The sequence below is a fragment of the Xanthomonas arboricola pv. juglandis genome (assembly GCF_905367715.1).
Taxonomy (GTDB): domain Bacteria; phylum Pseudomonadota; class Gammaproteobacteria; order Xanthomonadales; family Xanthomonadaceae; genus Xanthomonas; species Xanthomonas arboricola.
Map to the genome: position 1 here is coordinate 166,840 of NZ_HG999362.1, position 16,557 is coordinate 183,396.

At 66.6% G+C, this 16,557-nt stretch carries 10 protein-coding genes; 7 read left to right on the forward strand and 3 right to left on the reverse strand.

Annotated elements, in window-relative coordinates:
• Positions 1 to 314: 314 nt before the first annotated feature.
• A complete protein-coding gene (locus tag KHN93_RS00675; protein ID WP_244812176.1) occupies positions 315 to 773 on the forward strand; it encodes a hypothetical protein in 459 nt (152 codons plus the stop codon).
• Between the two features lie 296 nt (positions 774 to 1,069).
• On the opposite strand, the gene KHN93_RS00680 is transcribed toward KHN93_RS00675, so the two are convergent.
• Positions 1,070 to 1,474, reverse strand: a complete 405-nt coding sequence (locus tag KHN93_RS00680) for a hypothetical protein (protein ID WP_024939867.1) — start codon at positions 1,472 to 1,474, stop codon at positions 1,070 to 1,072.
• Positions 1,471 to 4,821 (reverse strand): nSTAND1 domain-containing NTPase, encoded by a 3,351-nt coding sequence (locus KHN93_RS00685; RefSeq protein WP_211921513.1) that lies wholly within the window; start codon positions 4,819 to 4,821, stop codon positions 1,471 to 1,473. The genes KHN93_RS00680 and KHN93_RS00685 overlap by 4 nt, the downstream gene beginning before the upstream one ends.
• Positions 4,822 to 5,114: 293 nt before the next feature.
• Here KHN93_RS00685 and fabV point away from each other — a divergent pair, with 293 nt between their 5' ends.
• Together fabV and KHN93_RS00695 are read left to right on the forward strand one after the other, a co-directional pair.
• Positions 5,115 to 6,323, forward strand: a complete 1,209-nt coding sequence (gene fabV / locus KHN93_RS00690) for an enoyl-ACP reductase FabV (RefSeq protein WP_211921516.1) — start codon at positions 5,115 to 5,117, stop codon at positions 6,321 to 6,323.
• Positions 6,324 to 6,490: 167 nt separating this feature from the next.
• The gene (locus tag KHN93_RS00695) at positions 6,491 to 6,778 is read left to right on the forward strand and encodes a hypothetical protein (protein WP_054591801.1); all 288 of its coding nucleotides are present in this window, start codon (positions 6,491 to 6,493) and stop codon (positions 6,776 to 6,778) included.
• Positions 6,779 to 6,948: 170 nt separating this feature from the next.
• On the opposite strand, the gene KHN93_RS00700 is transcribed toward KHN93_RS00695, so the two are convergent.
• On the reverse strand, positions 6,949 to 7,971 hold the full coding sequence (locus KHN93_RS00700; protein WP_211921518.1) for a sugar kinase: 1,023 nt from the start codon (positions 7,969 to 7,971) through the stop codon (positions 6,949 to 6,951).
• Between the two features lie 285 nt (positions 7,972 to 8,256).
• Here KHN93_RS00700 and KHN93_RS00705 point away from each other — a divergent pair, with 285 nt between their 5' ends.
• From KHN93_RS00705 to pelA, 4 genes are all read left to right on the forward strand, one after another.
• Entirely contained in the window at positions 8,257 to 11,037 is a 2,781-nt protein-coding gene (locus tag KHN93_RS00705) for a TonB-dependent receptor (RefSeq protein ID WP_211921520.1), read from the forward strand.
• Between the two features lie 245 nt (positions 11,038 to 11,282).
• On the forward strand, positions 11,283 to 14,483 hold the full coding sequence (locus tag KHN93_RS00710; RefSeq protein WP_211921522.1) for a TonB-dependent receptor: 3,201 nt from the start codon (positions 11,283 to 11,285) through the stop codon (positions 14,481 to 14,483).
• 13 nt (positions 14,484 to 14,496) lie between these two features.
• Positions 14,497 to 15,474, forward strand: a complete 978-nt coding sequence (locus KHN93_RS00715; protein WP_211921524.1) for a pectinesterase family protein — start codon at positions 14,497 to 14,499, stop codon at positions 15,472 to 15,474.
• The gene (gene pelA, locus KHN93_RS00720; protein ID WP_211921526.1) at positions 15,474 to 16,502 is read left to right on the forward strand and encodes a pectate lyase; all 1,029 of its coding nucleotides are present in this window, start codon (positions 15,474 to 15,476) and stop codon (positions 16,500 to 16,502) included. The genes KHN93_RS00715 and pelA overlap by 1 nt, the downstream gene beginning before the upstream one ends.
• The last annotated feature ends 55 nt before the right edge of the window (positions 16,503 to 16,557 follow it).

Genomic DNA, 16,557 nt, shown 5'->3' on the forward strand with positions numbered 1-16,557 from the left:
TGCTGGCCGAGTTCGCTGTTGTCGGTGCTGGCGTTGGCCCATTCCGCTCAGTCGAAGGGCGGGGCTTTGCGGAGCTGTCACCGCCGCATGCGGGAACTGGCGCAACGCTTGGACACATCGCCGCCATAGTGCATGACGCGATCTCGCCAGGTTGCATGACATTGTTTCATAAGGGATTTCCCGGCTTCTGCAGGATTGGGTAGCAACCGTAAGGTTGCCGTCAGGTCGTGCGGGCGGCCAGGCGGGAAGGTCGTCCGGCGGCCACCGAGGTCGCTCGGGGACGCGCCGCGCTCCGGTCCGCTGCGGAGTCCGTCATGCGCCTGGTCCGGTATCTGTTCGTGTTGATCGTCGTGCTGTCCACCAGCGCCTGGGCGGCGCCCACCCAGGCCGACTTGCCGATCGCCTGGGTCCAGGCCGCACTGCACACCCAGCTGCCAACCGAGCGCGACCTGCGCGTCGGCGTGGTGCCCTGCGACCTGACTGCGCAGGGCGCAGCGGCCCGGACCTGCGACAGCTTGTTCGCCCAGACCGACCAGGGCGGTTGCAGCCGGGGCCCGGCCTGTTGGCCAAGGGCAGGGCGCGGCGTTGGCAGCACCCACCGCGTCGGCACCGGCATGCCCGGCGCGTGGTCTAGCCGCGGCCAGTTCAAGGTGGCTTTCAGCAACGGCTCCGAGCGCGATGACCGGCTGCACCCGGTGGCGCCGCACTGCACTACCGGCCTGGCGAACGCGCCGGCCGGCATCCAGCCGCGCGCGCGGGACTGCGTGGGATAAAAAAACGTCGCCAGGTGCCGTTGGCGAGACCACGGCAGGCCTGCCTGCCGCCATCTACGGTTGGCCGGAGCGCCCGGCAACGCGCACGCCAGCCAGCTCGCAGCGAGATATATCGCGACCGCCAGGAGTCTCCTCCGTGGCAACTGGTCCAGTGTGCAGGTCGACCTTAGGTATCTGCGGCAGTGGCTCGGCCATCGCTGGCCCAAGCCCCGCGCATGCGCACGCTGTGCCTCGGCAACACACCGCAGCAACACACCGCCTGGCGGCGAGCCGCCAGACGGTGGTCGACGCAGGGCTTACGGCCGGGGCGGGGTTTCCTGCGGGTTGATCTGCGGATCGTTGCCCACCTGGGGGTCACAGCTGAACCAGGTCTTCTTGTCCTTCCGGCTTTCGTCCTCGACGATGATGGTCAGGAAGATCAGGGTCGGGACGCTATTGGCATTGGTGACCTGCACGCTGCGGCCGTCGGGGCTGATCGTGGGTTGCCCGATCTGTTTCAAGGCATCGGAACTCAGCAGGCTCCTGATCTTGAAATGCCGGGGGACGACGTCTTCATCGAAGTAATAGTGCAGCGTCGATGCCTTGTCGTGCTTGTCCACAATCAGCAGGTCCGGGGCGAAGCTGTAGAAATACTCGCCGGCACCGGTGTTGCCGCCGAATCCCACCCGCGCCACCGTGAGCTTGATCTTGAAGTCCGTCATGAGCTGTCCTGTTCCTTGAAAAGCGGGGCATAGAGGGAGACGAATCCCGGGTGGCGGTAGCCCGCGTGATACAGCCATCCGAGCTGTTGCGTAACGGCGCTGCGCTGGCCCAGATGCACCTGTGCGCGAATCCAGGGGTCCAGCAGGTTCTTGTCGCGGCTGTTGCCGATGTCCTTGCCCAACACCGCCACCGCGCGCTGCCACGCCGCGCGTGCGCCGGCCGCGTCGCCGTCGTCGGCCTGTTGTTCGCCCTGCCAGACCAGCGCCTGGGCCAGCGCGGCCAGGCCGAGCAGATCGTCGGGCCTGGCGCGGTGCAGGGCATCCAGTTGCGCAACGATCGGCGCCAGGCCATCGGCGTGGTTGCCCGCGCGCGTGCGCTGCACGCGCTCAAGGCGCAGCGCGATGATGGCGTCCAGCCACTGCCACTCCGGCAGCGGTTGCGCCTGTGTCAGCAACCGGGCCATGGTCTGGCGGGCGCGCTCGAGGTGCCGCACCGCCAGCGCGGGCTGCCCGTCCAGCGCGGCCATCCAGCCGACCTGGGCGTCGGCATGCGCCAGATCGCGGCGCCAGGCGACATTGTCCGGCTGCAAGGCCACCAGCGCCTGCAGCATGCGCAGGCTGTCCTGCGCATCGGTCTGCGCCTGGTGCAGCTGGCCGCGCGCCAGTGCCAGGTTGGAGACACGGATCAGTGAGCCGGCCAGACGCCTGCGCCAGGCATGCGCGTCGGGATCGTGGTCGACCAGCACACGCAGCATGGTGATCTGCTCGCGGTAGCCCTGCTCGGCGGGGGCCAGCGAGCCCTGCATTTCCTGCGCCAGGCTCAGCCAGGACAGGCTGTCCACTAGCTCGTAGCGCAGCGCCGCGTTGTCCGGTGTGCGCGCCAGCAACTGGCGCTTGAGGGCGATCGAGCGTGCAAACAAGCCGATTGCCGCACCGGTCCGGCCCTGTTCCTTGGCCAGCGTGCCGAGGTTGTTGAGGGCGTAGGACAGTTCCAGTTGCCAGTGCGGATCCTGCGGCGCGGCGCGCACCAGGTGTTCGCAGGCGGCCAGGTACTGCGACCAGTAGCGTTGTGCCACGGGCAACTGCTTGCTCCGGTAGGCAAGATCGCCCAGCCAATACGCGGTCTGCCCGGTTTCGGCGTGCGCCTCCAGGGACCCCGGTGCACGCGCACGCGCCTGCTCGGCAGTGGCGGCGGCACGCGTGAATGCCGCCTGCGCCTCGTCCAGCTTGCCCTGGTTCATCAGTACCTCGCCGGTGGTGCGCAGCGCACGGGCGTGGTTGATCAGATCGCCTGGCTGCATGCTCGCGCTGGGCAGGTCTTCCAGATAGCGCAGCGCGCGGCTGCCCACGCTGTCGAGCAGCTTGAGGTTGCCCACCGTGCGCAACTGCTCGGCCAGGTCGCCCAGCATGTAGCTCACCAGTTGCTGGGCCTGGTCGCGCCGTTGTTCGGCCACCTGCTGCGCTTGCCGCGCCTGCCAGCCCAGTAGCATCGAGGCGCTTGCCAGCACCACCAGCAAGGTCGCTGCCGCTGCATACAGGCCGCGGCGGCGCTGTTGCGAGCGCTCGCAGGCATGCAGGAACGCGTGATCCAGCGCATCCAGATCCTGCGGCATGCGCCGCGCCGCCTCGCGCGCTTCGCTCAACGGGCGCCCGCTGTTGAGCAGGTGATCGCTGCGCCGGCCTTCGGCAGCCCAGCGCTGTGCGGCCAGCTGCAGCCGCTTGCGTGCCTGCAGCAGACGGCGGTTTTCGTGGATCCACTCGGCCGCGCGCGGCCATTGCCGCAGCAAGGCTTCATGCGCAACCGCAAACCCCGGCTCGCCGGCCACCAGCTCGCTGACGAACAGGCGCGCCTGCACGAAGGCATCCACCAGCACGCGCGCTGCGCCGTGCGCCGGCAGGGCCGACCACAGCGCACGCCGCGCGGTCACCGCATCGCTGTCGGGATGGATCACGCTCAGCAAGCTCAGTACCTCGCCCAGCGCCGCCTGTGCGGCAGCCGGCAGGGCACGGAAGGTGTGTTCGGCATGGTGCGCCAACGCGCCTTCCAGCCCGCCCAATGCGCGGTAAGCGGCAAAGGTCAGCAGCCCGTCGTCGCTGCGTTGCGCGTGCAAGGCATGCAGCAGATGCTGCAGCAACGGCAGGGCATCGGGCTGACGCGCGGTGGCATCGCGCAGCACATCGTCCAGCCGGCTGGCGCTGTCGCGGTCCTCTTCGAAACGCAGCCCGGCCATGGCCGCCGGCACGCGGATGATCTGGCCGATCTCGCCATCGCGCGGCGCCAGCAGATCCACGTGCCCGTCGCCGCGTTTGAGTTCGACGATCTGTGGCAATGCGTCGATCAGGCGCGGGTAGAAATCGCTGCGGGTGAGCATCAGCACCGCCACCTGCGCGCTGCTGCACAGCGCCTGCAAGGCCGCGGCCAGTGCGGCGCGGTCGGCATCGGTGATCCCGGGCGTGGCCACCAGCGCTTCTGCATGGTCGATCACCAGCAGCAGATGGCGCTGGGTCTGCGCGCTGTCGCGCGCTGGTGGGCGTTGACGCATCGCCTCGCCAATGGCCGCATGCAGCGGGGCAGGGCGCTGCAGCCACTCGGGCAACGCCGCCATCTGCGCCGGCGAAAACACCGCGCGCCCACCCGCTGTCCAGTCGCCGAGTGCGCGCGCCAGCGTGTCGAGCACATCGCCGCCACGGCATTGCGCCAGGTTGCAGTACGCCACCGCAATGGCTTCCAGCCCATCCAGCCCGCCGGGCTGCGCCAGCAACGGCACCACGCCGGCGCGCAGCAACGAGGTCTTGCCGCAGCCGCTGGCACCGCTCACCAGCACCAGCCCGCGCTGGCTGTGCAATTGCGCGCGCATCGCGCCCAGCACCTGCGCAATCGCATGGCTGCGGCCGAAGAAGACCTCGGCGTGTGCGGGATCGAACGCCTGCAGCCCCACGTACGGGCTGCCGTGTCCCCACACCTGCGTGCCCATCACCGCACCGCGATAATCGTCGGGAAACACCACCTTGGGCAGCAGCCGGTACCCGCGCTTGCGGATGGTTTCGATGTAGCGCGGTTGGCGGCTGTCGTCGCCCAGCTTGCGGCGCAGTTGGGCGATGGTCTTGTGCACCGGGTTGTCGCCGTAGAAGCTGCCGTGCCACACCTCGATCAGCAACTGCTCGGCGCTGACCACCTCGCCGGCGCGCTCGGCCAGCGCGATCAGCACTTCCATCATGCGCGGTTCCAGCGCGATGGTCTGGCCGTCGTCGATCAGCGCAAGCCGTTCCGGCTCGACCAGCAAGGGCCCAAGCCGAAACCGCGGGACAGAGCCCAGCTGCGTGACGCGCTCGCTTCGAAGAGACATTCGCTCGGATACCGGTCGCACGGTGGGAGGAGCCTCGACGATCGCCATCAGGCGCGGCCAGGCACGGCACGGCAGGCGCAAAAGTAGCACAGGCGCTGACGCAGGAAATCGATGGTGATCGCCGTTCGTTCGCGCCCGTGCGCGGAAGATGCATGCCCGGTCGTGCGGCATGCCAGGCGCTGCAAGCGGGCTTCACGCAGCGCCATACAGCGGCGTGTGGTGCGCCTCAGGCTGTTTCGCCAGCAGGCCAGCGATTAAGATGCCGCCAGCATCTTGCTGACCAGGAGTCCACGTTGATCATCCATCCCAAAGTGCGCGGCTTCATCTGCACCACCACGCATCCGCTTGGCTGCGAGCGCAATGTGCTCGAGCAGATCGCGGCCACGCGCGCGCGCGGCTTACGCAACGACGGCCCGAAGAGGGTGCTGGTGATCGGCGCATCCAGCGGCTACGGCCTGGCCTCGCGCATCACCGCCGCGTTCGGCTTCGGTGCCGGCACGCTGGGCGTGTTTTTCGAAAAACCCGGCAGCCCCAGCAAGGCCGGCACCGCCGGCTGGTACAACTCCGCCGCGTTCGACAAGCACGCCAAGGCCGCGGGCCTGTACAGCAAGTCGATCAACGGCGATGCGTTTTCCGATGCCGCACGCGAAAAGGTCATCGAGCTGATCAAGACCGAGATGGGCGGCCAGGTCGACCTGGTGGTCTATTCGCTGGCCTCGCCGGTGCGCAAGCTGCCGGGCACGGGTGAAGTGAAGCGCTCGGCGCTCAAGCCGATCGGCAACACCTACACCGCCACCGCCATCGACACCAACAAGGACACCATCATCCAGGCCTCGATCGAGCCGGCCAGCGCGCAGGAGATCGAAGACACCGTCACCGTGATGGGTGGGCAGGACTGGGAGCTGTGGATCGACGCGTTGGAAGGCGCCGGCGTGCTCGCCGACGGCGCGCGCAGCGTGGCCTTCAGCTATATCGGTACCGAGATCACCTGGCCGATCTACTGGCACGGCGCGCTGGGCAAGGCCAAGGTCGATCTGGACCACACCGCGCAGCGGTTGAACGCGCGCCTGGCCAAGCGCGGCGGCAGCGCCAACGTGGCGGTGCTCAAGTCGGTGGTCACCCAGGCCAGCGCGGCGATCCCGGTGATGCCGCTGTATATCTCCATGGTCTACAAGATCATGAAGGAAAAGGGCCTGCACGAAGGCACCATCGAGCAGCTCGACCGCCTGTTCCGCGAGCGCCTGTACCGCGAAGATGGCCAGCCCGCCGAGGTGGACGCCGAAAACCGCCTGCGCCTGGACGACTGGGAACTGCGCGACGACGTGCAGGACGCCTGCAAGGCGCTCTGGCCGCAGGTCACCACCGAGAACCTGTTCCAGCTCACCGACTACGCCGGCTACAAGCACGAGTTCCTCAAGCTGTTCGGCTTCGAGCGCGATGATGTGGATTACGACGCCGATGTGGACACGGACGTGAAGTTCGACTGCATCGAGCTGAGCTGAGAGCAGGGATTCGGGAATCGGGATTTGGGATTTGCAAGAGCGGTGGGTGGCTGCATCGTTGATCTTCGCTGGATCCAAATGCGTTGCGGCAAGGACAATCGGCAATCGATGCCGGTTGCCCTTGCTGTTACGAATCCCCACTACCCAATCCCAAATCCCCGCCCCCAATGGACAAACTGATTGCCTTTCTGGTGCTGGCCGTTGTGGTCAGCGTGGCCTGTGCCGTGTTGCTGCGCTTCGTCAGGTTGCACTGGTCATTAAAGGCGATCGCCAATCTGTTGATCACCACGGCCGTTGTCTGCGCCGTGGTGATGCAGGACGGCTCTGCACCGCCCTGGAACCACGCCTTGCTGATCACGCTGTTCTTCAGCGTCCCGGCGTCGCTGTGTGTGGTGCTGCTGAGCGCAGGCTTCAAATGGATCACCAACAAACGCCGCAGCCGTGCGCCCGCCTGAAACGCGTGAGCGCAGCGAACAACACCTAGCAAGCACCTGCCCGCTGCCCACGGGCGCATCAGCCCTCAGCGCACCGCGCTCCGTTAGCAACAAGCCTGGACAGAGCGCCGAAAGCCAGCGCTCTTAAGCTCCTTACGATTCCCCAATCCCGATTCCCGATTCCCAGCGCGTCAGCGCCTCACATCAAACCGCGCATCCCCCACGCAGGCCTGCACATCGGCCACCGAGAGCGGATTGAAATCGCCGGGAATCGAGTGCTTCAGGCAGCCGGCCGCCAGGCCGAAGCGCACCGTGTCGTCCAGCGACCAGCCTTCGATCAGGCCGTGCAGCACGCCGGCGGCAAACGCGTCGCCGCCGCCGATGCGGTCGATGATCGGGCTCAGTTCCTCGCTGGGCGCGCGCGCCACCGCACCACTGCGCGGCACCAGCAGCGCGCCCAGGCTGTGGTGGTCCACGTTATGCGTCACGCGCTGCGTGCAGGCCATCAGCTGCAGCTGCGGGAATGCGGCAAAGGCCTGCCGCGCGGCCGCTTCCACGCGCGCTTCCAGCGTGTCCTGCGGGAACTCGCCGCCCAGCACCACGCCGATGTCGCGGTAGTCGGCAAACACCACGTCCGCGCAGGCGAACAGCTGGTGCAGGATGCCGCGCGCATCGCCCTGCCAGCGTTGCCATAGCTTGGGCCGGTAATTGCCGTCGAACGAGACCTTGACCCCGGCCGCACGCGCGGCGCGCGCGGCCGCCAGCGTGGCCTGCGCCACGTCCGCACCCAGTGCCGGGCTGACCCCGGACAGATGCAGCCACTGCACCCCGTCCACCAGGGCCGGCCAGTCGTAGGCGTCGGCCGGGGCCAGCGCAAACGCCGAGTCGGCGCGGTCGTAGACCACCTCGCTGGGGCGGTGGATCGCGCCGGTGGTCAGGAAGTACAGCCCCATGCGCCCATCCACCCGCCGCACATGCCGCGTGTCCACGTCATGGCGGCGCAACTCGCCCAGCACCGCCGCACCCAGCGGGTTGTCCGCCACCGTGCTGACCATGGCCACGTCATGGCCGAAATGCGCCAGCGACACGCCGACATTGGCCTCGGCCCCGCCGCAATGCACGTCCAGCCGCGGTTGCTGCAGCAGCAGCTCGTGACCAGGCGCCCCCAGGCGCAGCAACAACTCTCCAAAGCACAGGATACGGGCACGACTCATGCGGCAATTACCTCGGCTGTGTGGTGCGTCACGGTGTGGGGGAACCGCTGCGCGTCAGGATGACCATCGGTGTCATTCTAGCCGGCGCCCAACGCGCCGGGCGAGGCCCATGATGCGACGCGCAGTGACCGCTTGCACCCCTTTTGGGCAAATTTGGTGACGTTTTCTGCTGCGCTGCAAGATGTTACGGGAGGATTCAGCTGGTAACGTCGTTTTGACCAGCGGTGTCATTACCGCTCACAACCAGACTTTCATGTTGTTCATGGACCCTTGGGAGGGGAGGACATGCAATTTCGGACCACCAGCCGGAAGACACCGGTTACCTTGCTGGCGTTGTCGATCGGCCTTGCGCTGAGCGGCCACCTGGCAGCACAAGAAACCACCCAAGCGCCCGCAGAACCGGCCGTCGACCTGGACACCGTCACGGTGACCGGCTATCGCGCCTCGGTGGAAAAGGCCCTGGACATCAAGCGCGGCGAAGCCGGCGTGGTCGATGCGATTGTCGCCGAGGACATCGGCAAGTTCCCCGACCTCAACCTGGCCGAGTCGCTGCAGCGCATCCCCGGCGTGGTGATCACCCGTGAGGCCGGCGAGGGCCGCGCCATCTCGGTGCGTGGCCTGGGCCCGGAATTCACCCGTGTGCGCATCAACGGCATGGAAGCGCTCACCACCGTCGGCGCCGGCGACCAGAGCGGCGGCACCAACCGCGGCCGCGGCTTCGACTTCAACGTGTTCGCCTCGGACCTGTTCTCGCAGCTGATCGCGCGCAAGACCGCCTCGGCCGATGTGGAAGAAGGCTCGCTCGGCGCCACCGTCGACCTGCGCACCGCGCGCCCGTTCGACTACAACGGCTTCACCTTCGCCGCCAGCGGCCAGGCCGCCTACAACGCCATGGCCGAGAAGGCCAACCCGCGCGTGGCCGCGCTGATCGCCAACACCTGGGCCGACAACACCTTCGGCGCCCTGCTGTCGGTGGCCTACACCGAGCGCGAGGTGCTGGAAGAAGGCGCCAACACCGGCCGCTGGGCCAACGGCCCCAGCAACGGCAACTTCAGTCCCGCCTCGCCGTACGCCGCGGCGCGCTCGGCCGATGTCTACCACCCGCGCTTCCCGCGCTACACCCAGCAGATCCACGACCAGGAACGCCTGGGCGTCACCGGCTCGCTGCAGTGGAAGCCCACCGACCGCACCACGCTGTCGCTGGACGCGCTGTATTCCAAGATCGACGCCAAGCGCGACGAGCACTACATCGAAGCGATCTCCTTCAGCCGCAACCGCGACGGGCTCACCCCGCGCCGGCCGGTGCGCGACGGCAAGCCGGGCACCATCGTGCGCAACGGCGAGATCCGCAACAACGCGCTGGTCTATGGCGAGTTCGACAATGTCGATATCCGCTCGGAAAACCGCCACGACGAGTGGAACACCAAGTTCACCCAGGTCAGCCTGGACCTGGAGCATCGTTTCAACGACGACTTCAGCATCAATGCCCGGGTCGGCACCTCGCGCTCTGCGCACGAGAACCCGGTGCAGACCACCATCATCATGGACAAGTACGACGTCGACGGGTACAGCTACGACTACCGCGGCAACAGCCGCGCGCCGGTGCTGAACTACGGTATCGACCCGACCAACCCCGCCGGTTGGGAACTGGCCGAAATCCGTCTGCGTCCGCAGTCGGTGGACAACGACTTCGACACCGGCCAGATCGACTTCAACTGGAACATCAGCCCCGGCTTCCGCCTCAAGGGCGGCGTGCTGGCCAAGAACTACAGCTTCAGCACCGTCGAGCTGCGCCGCGCCAACGAACTGGCCGTGCCCACCTTCGCCAACGGCAGCACCATCGTGCCGGCCGACCTGACCGAACAGGCCGGGCTCAAGGGCATCAACGGCAGCCCGTCCAGCTGGGTGGTGCCCAACCTGGATGCGGTGGCCGACCTGTTCGGCATCTACAGCAACAGCGGCACCTTTGCCGTGGCGCCGCGCGTCAACAACAGCCGCAGCGTCGAGGAAAAGGACCGCGGCGTCTGGTTGATGGGTGAGTTCTCCACCGATTTGGGCTCCATCCCGCTGTCGGGCAACTTCGGCGTGCGCTATGTGCGCACCGAGCAGGAGTCCACCGGCTATGCGCTGATCAACAACGCACCGGCGCTGACCACCGTGGGCCGCAAGTACAACAACACGCTGCCCTCGTTCAACCTGGTCGCCGAACTGGCACCGGACCTGCTGCTGCGCCTGGGCGCGGCCAAGGTCATGAGCCGCCCCGGCCTGGGCAGCCTCACCCCCGGCGTGACCGTGGCGGTGGCCGGTGGTGCGCGCACCGTGGCCGGCGGCAACCCGGACCTGGACCCGATCGAAGCCACCAATGTCGACCTTGGCCTGGAGTGGTACTTCAACGAAGGCGCCATGCTCGGTGTCGGCCTGTTCTACAAGGACATCGAGAGCTTCATCCAGACCGCGCGCGAAGTGCGTCCGTACTCCAGCAGCGGCCTGCCGGCCTCGTTGCTGGAGGGCACCGGCGCCACCGTCAACGACGACTTTGCTTTCAGCATCCCGCTCAATACCCCGGGCGGCGAATTGAAGGGCGTGGAAGCCAACTACACCCAGCCCTTCACCTTCCTGCCGGGCAAGTGGGCCAACCTGGGCGTGCAGCTCAACTACACCTGGGTCGATTCGCAGATCCAGTACCTGGCCAGCAGCGGCGCACCGGTGATGAAGAACGACCTGCTCGGGCTGTCGCGCTCGTCGTGGAATGCCACACTGTTCTACGAAGGCGAATCCTTCGCCGGGCGCGTATCGGCCACCAACCGCGACGACTACCTCACCCAGGCACCGGGTGCGGAAACCGGCTTCAACGTCGACGGCGTGCACGGCATGACCGGCACCACCATCCTCGACGCCTCGCTGCGCTACAAGATCAGCAAGCAGCTGGAGCTGAGCCTGGAAGGCATCAACCTCACCAACGAAGCCTCCGACGAATGGGTGTCCTCGCCGCGTACCGGCCAGCTGCCGCTGCAGTACGCCGAAACCGGCCGCCAGTACCTGCTGGGCCTGCGCTACAAGTTCTGACCCGCTGTCTGCCCGCTGCGCACACGCGCAGCGGGCCCCGATCCGACGCCTGATCGCTGCGCATGCGTTGCCGTTGCTGCACGCATGCAACGCGGTGGGCGTGATGTTGGAAGCGTCAGGCACCACGCAGCGGACAGTCGCCCGACGACTGCGCAGCGGTGCTGTCGGTCGCTCATGTCGACGCCGGTGGCCCGTGGGGAGGCTGAGCGCGTCATTGCAGCCAGTGCCATTGGAGTGAGTGCATCATGCAAGCCCGTTTGCGTCGTCCCGCCGCCGAGGCAGGCGTCCGCCTGTCCGCCGCACGTCTGTCGGTGGCCATCGTCCTGGCCTTGCACGGTGTGAGCGCTGCCGCGCAAACCGTCGGCCCGCCGGCCACGCCCACCGATGCGGTGGATCTGGACCGCGTGCAGGTCAAGGCCACCTACCGCGAAAGCCTGCAGCAATCGCTGGATGCCAAGCGCTACAGCGTGGAGCAGGTGGATGCCATCTATGCCGAAGACATCGGCAAGTTTCCCGATCTGAACCTGGCCGAATCGATGCAGCGCATCGCCGGCGTGTCCATCGACCGCGAGGGCGGCGAGGGCAAGCAGATCTCCGTGCGCGGTTTGGGTTCGGACTTCACCCGCGTGCGCATCAACGGGCTGGAAGCGCTGGCCACCGCCGGCAGCGGCAGCGATGGCGTCAACCGCAGCCGCGGTTTCGACTTCAATACCTTTGCCTCCGAACTCTTCAGCCGCGTCACCATCAGCAAGACCCAGTCGGCGCAGATGGACGAAGGCTCATTGGGTGCCACGGTCGACCTGCGCGGCTCGCGCCCGTTCGACTTCGACGGCTTCGAAGCGGCCGCGTCCACGCAATACGGCTACAACGATCTCTCGCGCGAAAAGGATCCGCGCTTTTCCGGCCTGATCAGCAACATCTGGGCCGATGGCCGCGTCGGCGCGCTGATGTCGGTGTCCTACAGCGAGCGCCATCTGCGCGAGGAAGGCTACAACCCAGTGCGCTGGGAGCACGGCAACTACCGCAATTCCAACCAGAGCACCGCCACCAACAACGGCACCTACGGTTTCTGTTCGCCGGTGGGCTACAACCCGCAGACCCCGCGCAACCCGCTGGCCAACGAAACCCCTGCCGGGGTCGGCTCGCAGGCCAACCAGGACCGCAACAACGGCTGGGGCAGCTACGGCATCAGCGCCACCAACTGCGGCACCGGCATCGCGCGCCCGGCCAACACGCCGGAGAACATCCAGGCCTACGAAACCGCCACCAATGCCTGGATTCCGCGCTACCCGCGCTATATCCGCACCGACCACGAGATCAAGCGCCTGGGCGTCACCGGCGCGCTGCAATTCAAGGTCAGCGACGACACCCTGCTGAACTTCGACATGCTGTATTCCAAGCTGGACAAGGACCAGCGCGAAGACTCGGTCGGTGCCAACCTGCACCGCACCGCCAACTTCGGCGGCAAGACCCAGATCGCGGTGCGCGAGGCGCAGGTGGACGACCAGAATCGCCTCACCTACGGCGTGTTCGACAACGTCGACTTCCGCACCGAATCCAGCAACATCGAAGAATCCACCGAGTTCAAGCAGTTCAGCCTGGACCTGCAGCACCGCTTCAACGACCAGGTGCGCGTCAATGCATTGGTCGGCCACTCGACCTCGGACTACGAACGCCCCGAATTTTCGATGGTGAGCTTCGACAACACCAACCTCGATGGTTTTGTGTTGGACCGGCGCGGTGGCGGCGATTACCCCAGCATGAGTTTCCCGTTCGATGCGGGCAACCCGAATAACTGGCAGTGGCTGGGCTACGGCGCAGTGCCGGTCAACAGCAACGGCACCGCGCGCGGCACCAACATCAGCGAGGTGCGGCTCAACCCGCAGTCGGTGGGCAACACCTTCGACACCGCCAAGGTGGATCTGGAATTCAACATCAGCCCCACCTTCACCTTCCGCACCGGGCTGGCCTACAAGAACTACGACATGGACACGTCGGAGTCGCGCAACATCTCCTACGGGCGACTGGCGCAGGCATTGCCGGCCGGTGTGGGCGTGGGCGATTTGAGCACCAACCTGGACGGCTTCGGCCGCAGCTTGAACGGCAGCTTCCCCACCACCTGGGTGATTCCGGATTTCCAGAAGGTCGCCGACCTGCTCAACATCAATTGCGACTGCGACACCGGCGTGCCCGGCGGCGACTACCGGCTGGCCGATGTCGGCCACTTCGGCTCGTCCAACAACAATTTCGCCGTCAACGAAAAGAACCTGGGCACCTACCTGCAGTTGGATTTCAACACCGACCTGTGGGGCCGCGCGCTGCGCGGCAACCTGGGCGTGCGCTACGTGCAGACGCAGATCGCCGCCAGCGGCTATGCGCCGTGCACGGCCACCGCCGCCGGCGCGATTTCGCCCAACTGCCAGTCGTTCTTCGGCGTGGCCAGCGCCACCGCCGCGGCCGGCGAGCGCCTGCTGGTGCCCACCACCGTCAACCACAACTACCGCGACATCCTGCCCTCGTTGAACCTGTCCTGGGATGTCAGCGACGAGGTGGTGCTGCGCTTCGGTGCGGCCAAGACCATGGCGCGCCCCACGCTGGCGTATCTGTCGCCCAGCGTCAGCGGCGGCCCCACCCAGTATTTCGACGACGGGCGCTTTTTCTCGATCAATCTGGGCAACCCCAAGCTCGACCCGTTCCGCTCCACCAACTACGACCTCAGCGCCGAGTGGTATTTCCGCGAAGGCTCGCTGCTGTCGGCGGCGGTGTTCTACAAGGACATCGACAGCTACGTGCAGCGCACCCGCGTGCTTAGCACCTGGGAAGCGATGGGCTACTCGCTGGACCTGCTGCCGGCCGGCTTTACGCCGGACACCATCTTCAACGTGCAGAGCTACTTCAACACGCCCGGCGGCCCGCTCAAGGGCTTCGAGCTGACCTACCAGCAGGCCTTCGATTTCCTGCCCGGCTTCTGGCGCAACTTCGGCGTGCAGCTCAACTACACCCAGGTCGATTCCAAGATCAATTACCTGTTCAGTACCGCAGGCAGCAGCAATACCAGCATCACCACCACCGCCACCGAGCGCGACCTGCTCAATCTCTCGCCACAGTCCTACAACGCCACCGTCTATTACGACGACGGCCGCTTCAGTGCGCGCGTGTCCACCAGTTATCGCGATGGCTACATCAACAACATCCTCGCCCAGGAAGACGTCTACGACCTGGACGGCAAGCGCCTGGTCACGGCCGACGTGACCGGCAAATACAGCGTGGAAAACGTGGATTTCAACATGTCCTACAAGCTCAACGACCAGCTGTCGCTGACCTTTGAGGCCATCAACCTGCTCGACACCCCCGACCGCCGCTACGTCGATTCCACGCTGGAACTGCCCGACAAGTACACCGTCACCGGGCGCCAGTACTACATCGGCGCGCGCTACAAGTTCTGACCAGGAGAGCGACATGCAAGTGCATCGCAGAACCGTCTTACGTCAGTTGGCCGCCACCGCGTTGGTGGCCGTGGCAGGCCTGTGCAGCAATGCCGCCATTGCCGCCGACCCGGTCTACACCGTGGCCAAGCAGGGCAGCGCCGGCTACCGCACCGTGCAGGCCGCCATCGATGCCGCCGTGCAGGGCGGCAAGCGCGCGCAGATCAACATCGGCGCCGGCACCTACCAGGAACTGATCGTGGTGCCGTCCAACGCACCGGCGCTCAAGCTCACCGGTGCCGGCGCCACCCAGACCATCATCACCTACGACAACTACGCCTCACGCATCAATCCGGCCACCGGCACCGAGTACGGCACGTCCGGCTCGTCCAGCGTCATCATTGCCGGCAACGACTTCACTGCCGAGCAACTGAGCTTCGGCAATCACGCCGGCCCGGTCGGGCAGGCGGTGGCGGTGCGCGTGGATGGCGACCGCGCCGCGTTCCGCAACGTGCGTTTCCTCGGCTACCAGGACACGCTGTATCTGCGCGGCGCCAAGCTGTCCTACTTTCTCGACTGCTATGTCGAAGGCACCGTGGACTTCGTGTTCGGCGCCGGCACCGCGCTGTTTGAGAACGTGCAGCTGCACTCGCTGGGCGACGGCTATCTCACCGCCGCCTCCACCCCGCAGGAAAGCGCACGTGGCTTCGTGTTCCGCAATGCGCGCGTCACCGCTGCCAGCGGCGTGACCCGGGTGTTCCTGGGCCGGCCGTGGCGGCCGTATGCCAGCGTCAGCTTCATCGGCAGCCAGCTCGGCGCGCACATCCTGCCCGAGGGCTGGAACAACTGGGGCAACGCCGCCAACGAGGCCACCGCCCGCTACAGCGAATACCAGAGCAGCGGCGCCGGCGCCAACCCCTCGCGCCGCGTCAAGTGGTCGCGCCAGCTCACCGCTGCGCAGGCCGCCGCGCTGGATCGCAACACCATCCTCGGCACCTGGAGGCCGTTCTGATGCGCAAGCTCACCACCTTCGCCCTCGCCACCGCGCTGCTGCTGGCACCGCTGTCCGCACTGGCCGATAAGATCGCCGACAACATGCTGTTGCTGCAGACCGCCTCCGGCGGCTGGTCCAAGCAGTACAAGGGCGTCGCCGTCGACTACAACCGCACCTTCACCGCTGCGGAAATCGCCGAGCTGCAGCAACCCGGGCGCAAGGACGACGCCACCATCGACAACAAGGCCACCACCTACGAGATCGGCTATCTCTCCACGCTCTACAAGACCGACAAGAACGCCAAGTACGTGGCCGCCGCCAAGCGCGGTGTGGACTATCTGCTCACTGCGCAATACGCCAACGGCGGCTGGCCGCAGTTCTATCCGGACCTGTCGTCCTACCATCACCAGATCACCTACAACGACGATGCGATGGTGCGCGTGCTCAACCTGCTGCAGGACATCAGCGAGGGCAAGGGCGACACCGGCGCGCTGCTGCGTGCCAGCCATGGTGCACGCGCGCGCCAGGCGGTGACCAAGGGGCTGGAATGCGTGCTCGCCACCCAGGTCAAGATCGGCGGCACGCTCACCATCTGGGGCGCGCAGTACGACGAGGTCACGCTCAAGCCGGCCAAGGCGCGTGCGTATGAGCTGGCCTCGCTGGCCTCCAGCGAGTCGGTCAGCATCGTGCGCTTTCTGATGCGCCAGCCCACCCCGTCCGCACAGATCAAGACCGCGGTCGAGGCCGCCGCACGCTGGTTCGACACCCACCGCATGCGCGACCTGGCCACCAAGAAGATCGACGACCCCACCCAGGAAACCGGCCAGGACGTGATCCTCATCGCGCAACCGGGTGCGTCACTATGGGCACGCTTCTACGACCTGCAGAATCAACGCCCGCTCTATGCCAACCGCGACGGCAAGGCCTTGACCGAGTACATGCAAGTGCCCAACGAGCGCCGCGTCGGTTATGCCTGGCACGGCACCTGGCCGGACAAGCTGTTGAAGGACGACATTCCCAAGTGGCGTACCGCCAACGGTCTGTAAGTGCGTCGTCGCCACCGCGTGCAAGCGCGCGGTGGCTGTTTTACGTTTTGGAATT

Bases quoted from the DNA above. Each gene is read 5' to 3' on its own strand.
- KHN93_RS00675 (WP_244812176.1), top strand. From the start codon at position 315: ATGCGCCTGGTCCGGTATCTGTTCGTGTTGATCGTCGTGCTGTCCACC.
- KHN93_RS00680 (WP_024939867.1), bottom strand. From the start codon at position 1,474: ATGACGGACTTCAAGATCAAGCTCACGGTGGCGCGGGTGGGATTCGGC.
- KHN93_RS00685 (WP_211921513.1), bottom strand. From the start codon at position 4,821: ATGTCTCTTCGAAGCGAGCGCGTCACGCAGCTGGGCTCTGTCCCGCGG.
- KHN93_RS00695 (WP_054591801.1), top strand. From the start codon at position 6,491: ATGGACAAACTGATTGCCTTTCTGGTGCTGGCCGTTGTGGTCAGCGTG.
- KHN93_RS00700 (WP_211921518.1), bottom strand. From the start codon at position 7,971: ATGAGTCGTGCCCGTATCCTGTGCTTTGGAGAGTTGTTGCTGCGCCTG.
- KHN93_RS00705 (WP_211921520.1), top strand. From the start codon at position 8,257: ATGCAATTTCGGACCACCAGCCGGAAGACACCGGTTACCTTGCTGGCG.
- KHN93_RS00710 (WP_211921522.1), top strand. From the start codon at position 11,283: ATGCAAGCCCGTTTGCGTCGTCCCGCCGCCGAGGCAGGCGTCCGCCTG.
- KHN93_RS00715 (WP_211921524.1), top strand. From the start codon at position 14,497: ATGCAAGTGCATCGCAGAACCGTCTTACGTCAGTTGGCCGCCACCGCG.
- pelA (WP_211921526.1), top strand. From the start codon at position 15,474: ATGCGCAAGCTCACCACCTTCGCCCTCGCCACCGCGCTGCTGCTGGCA.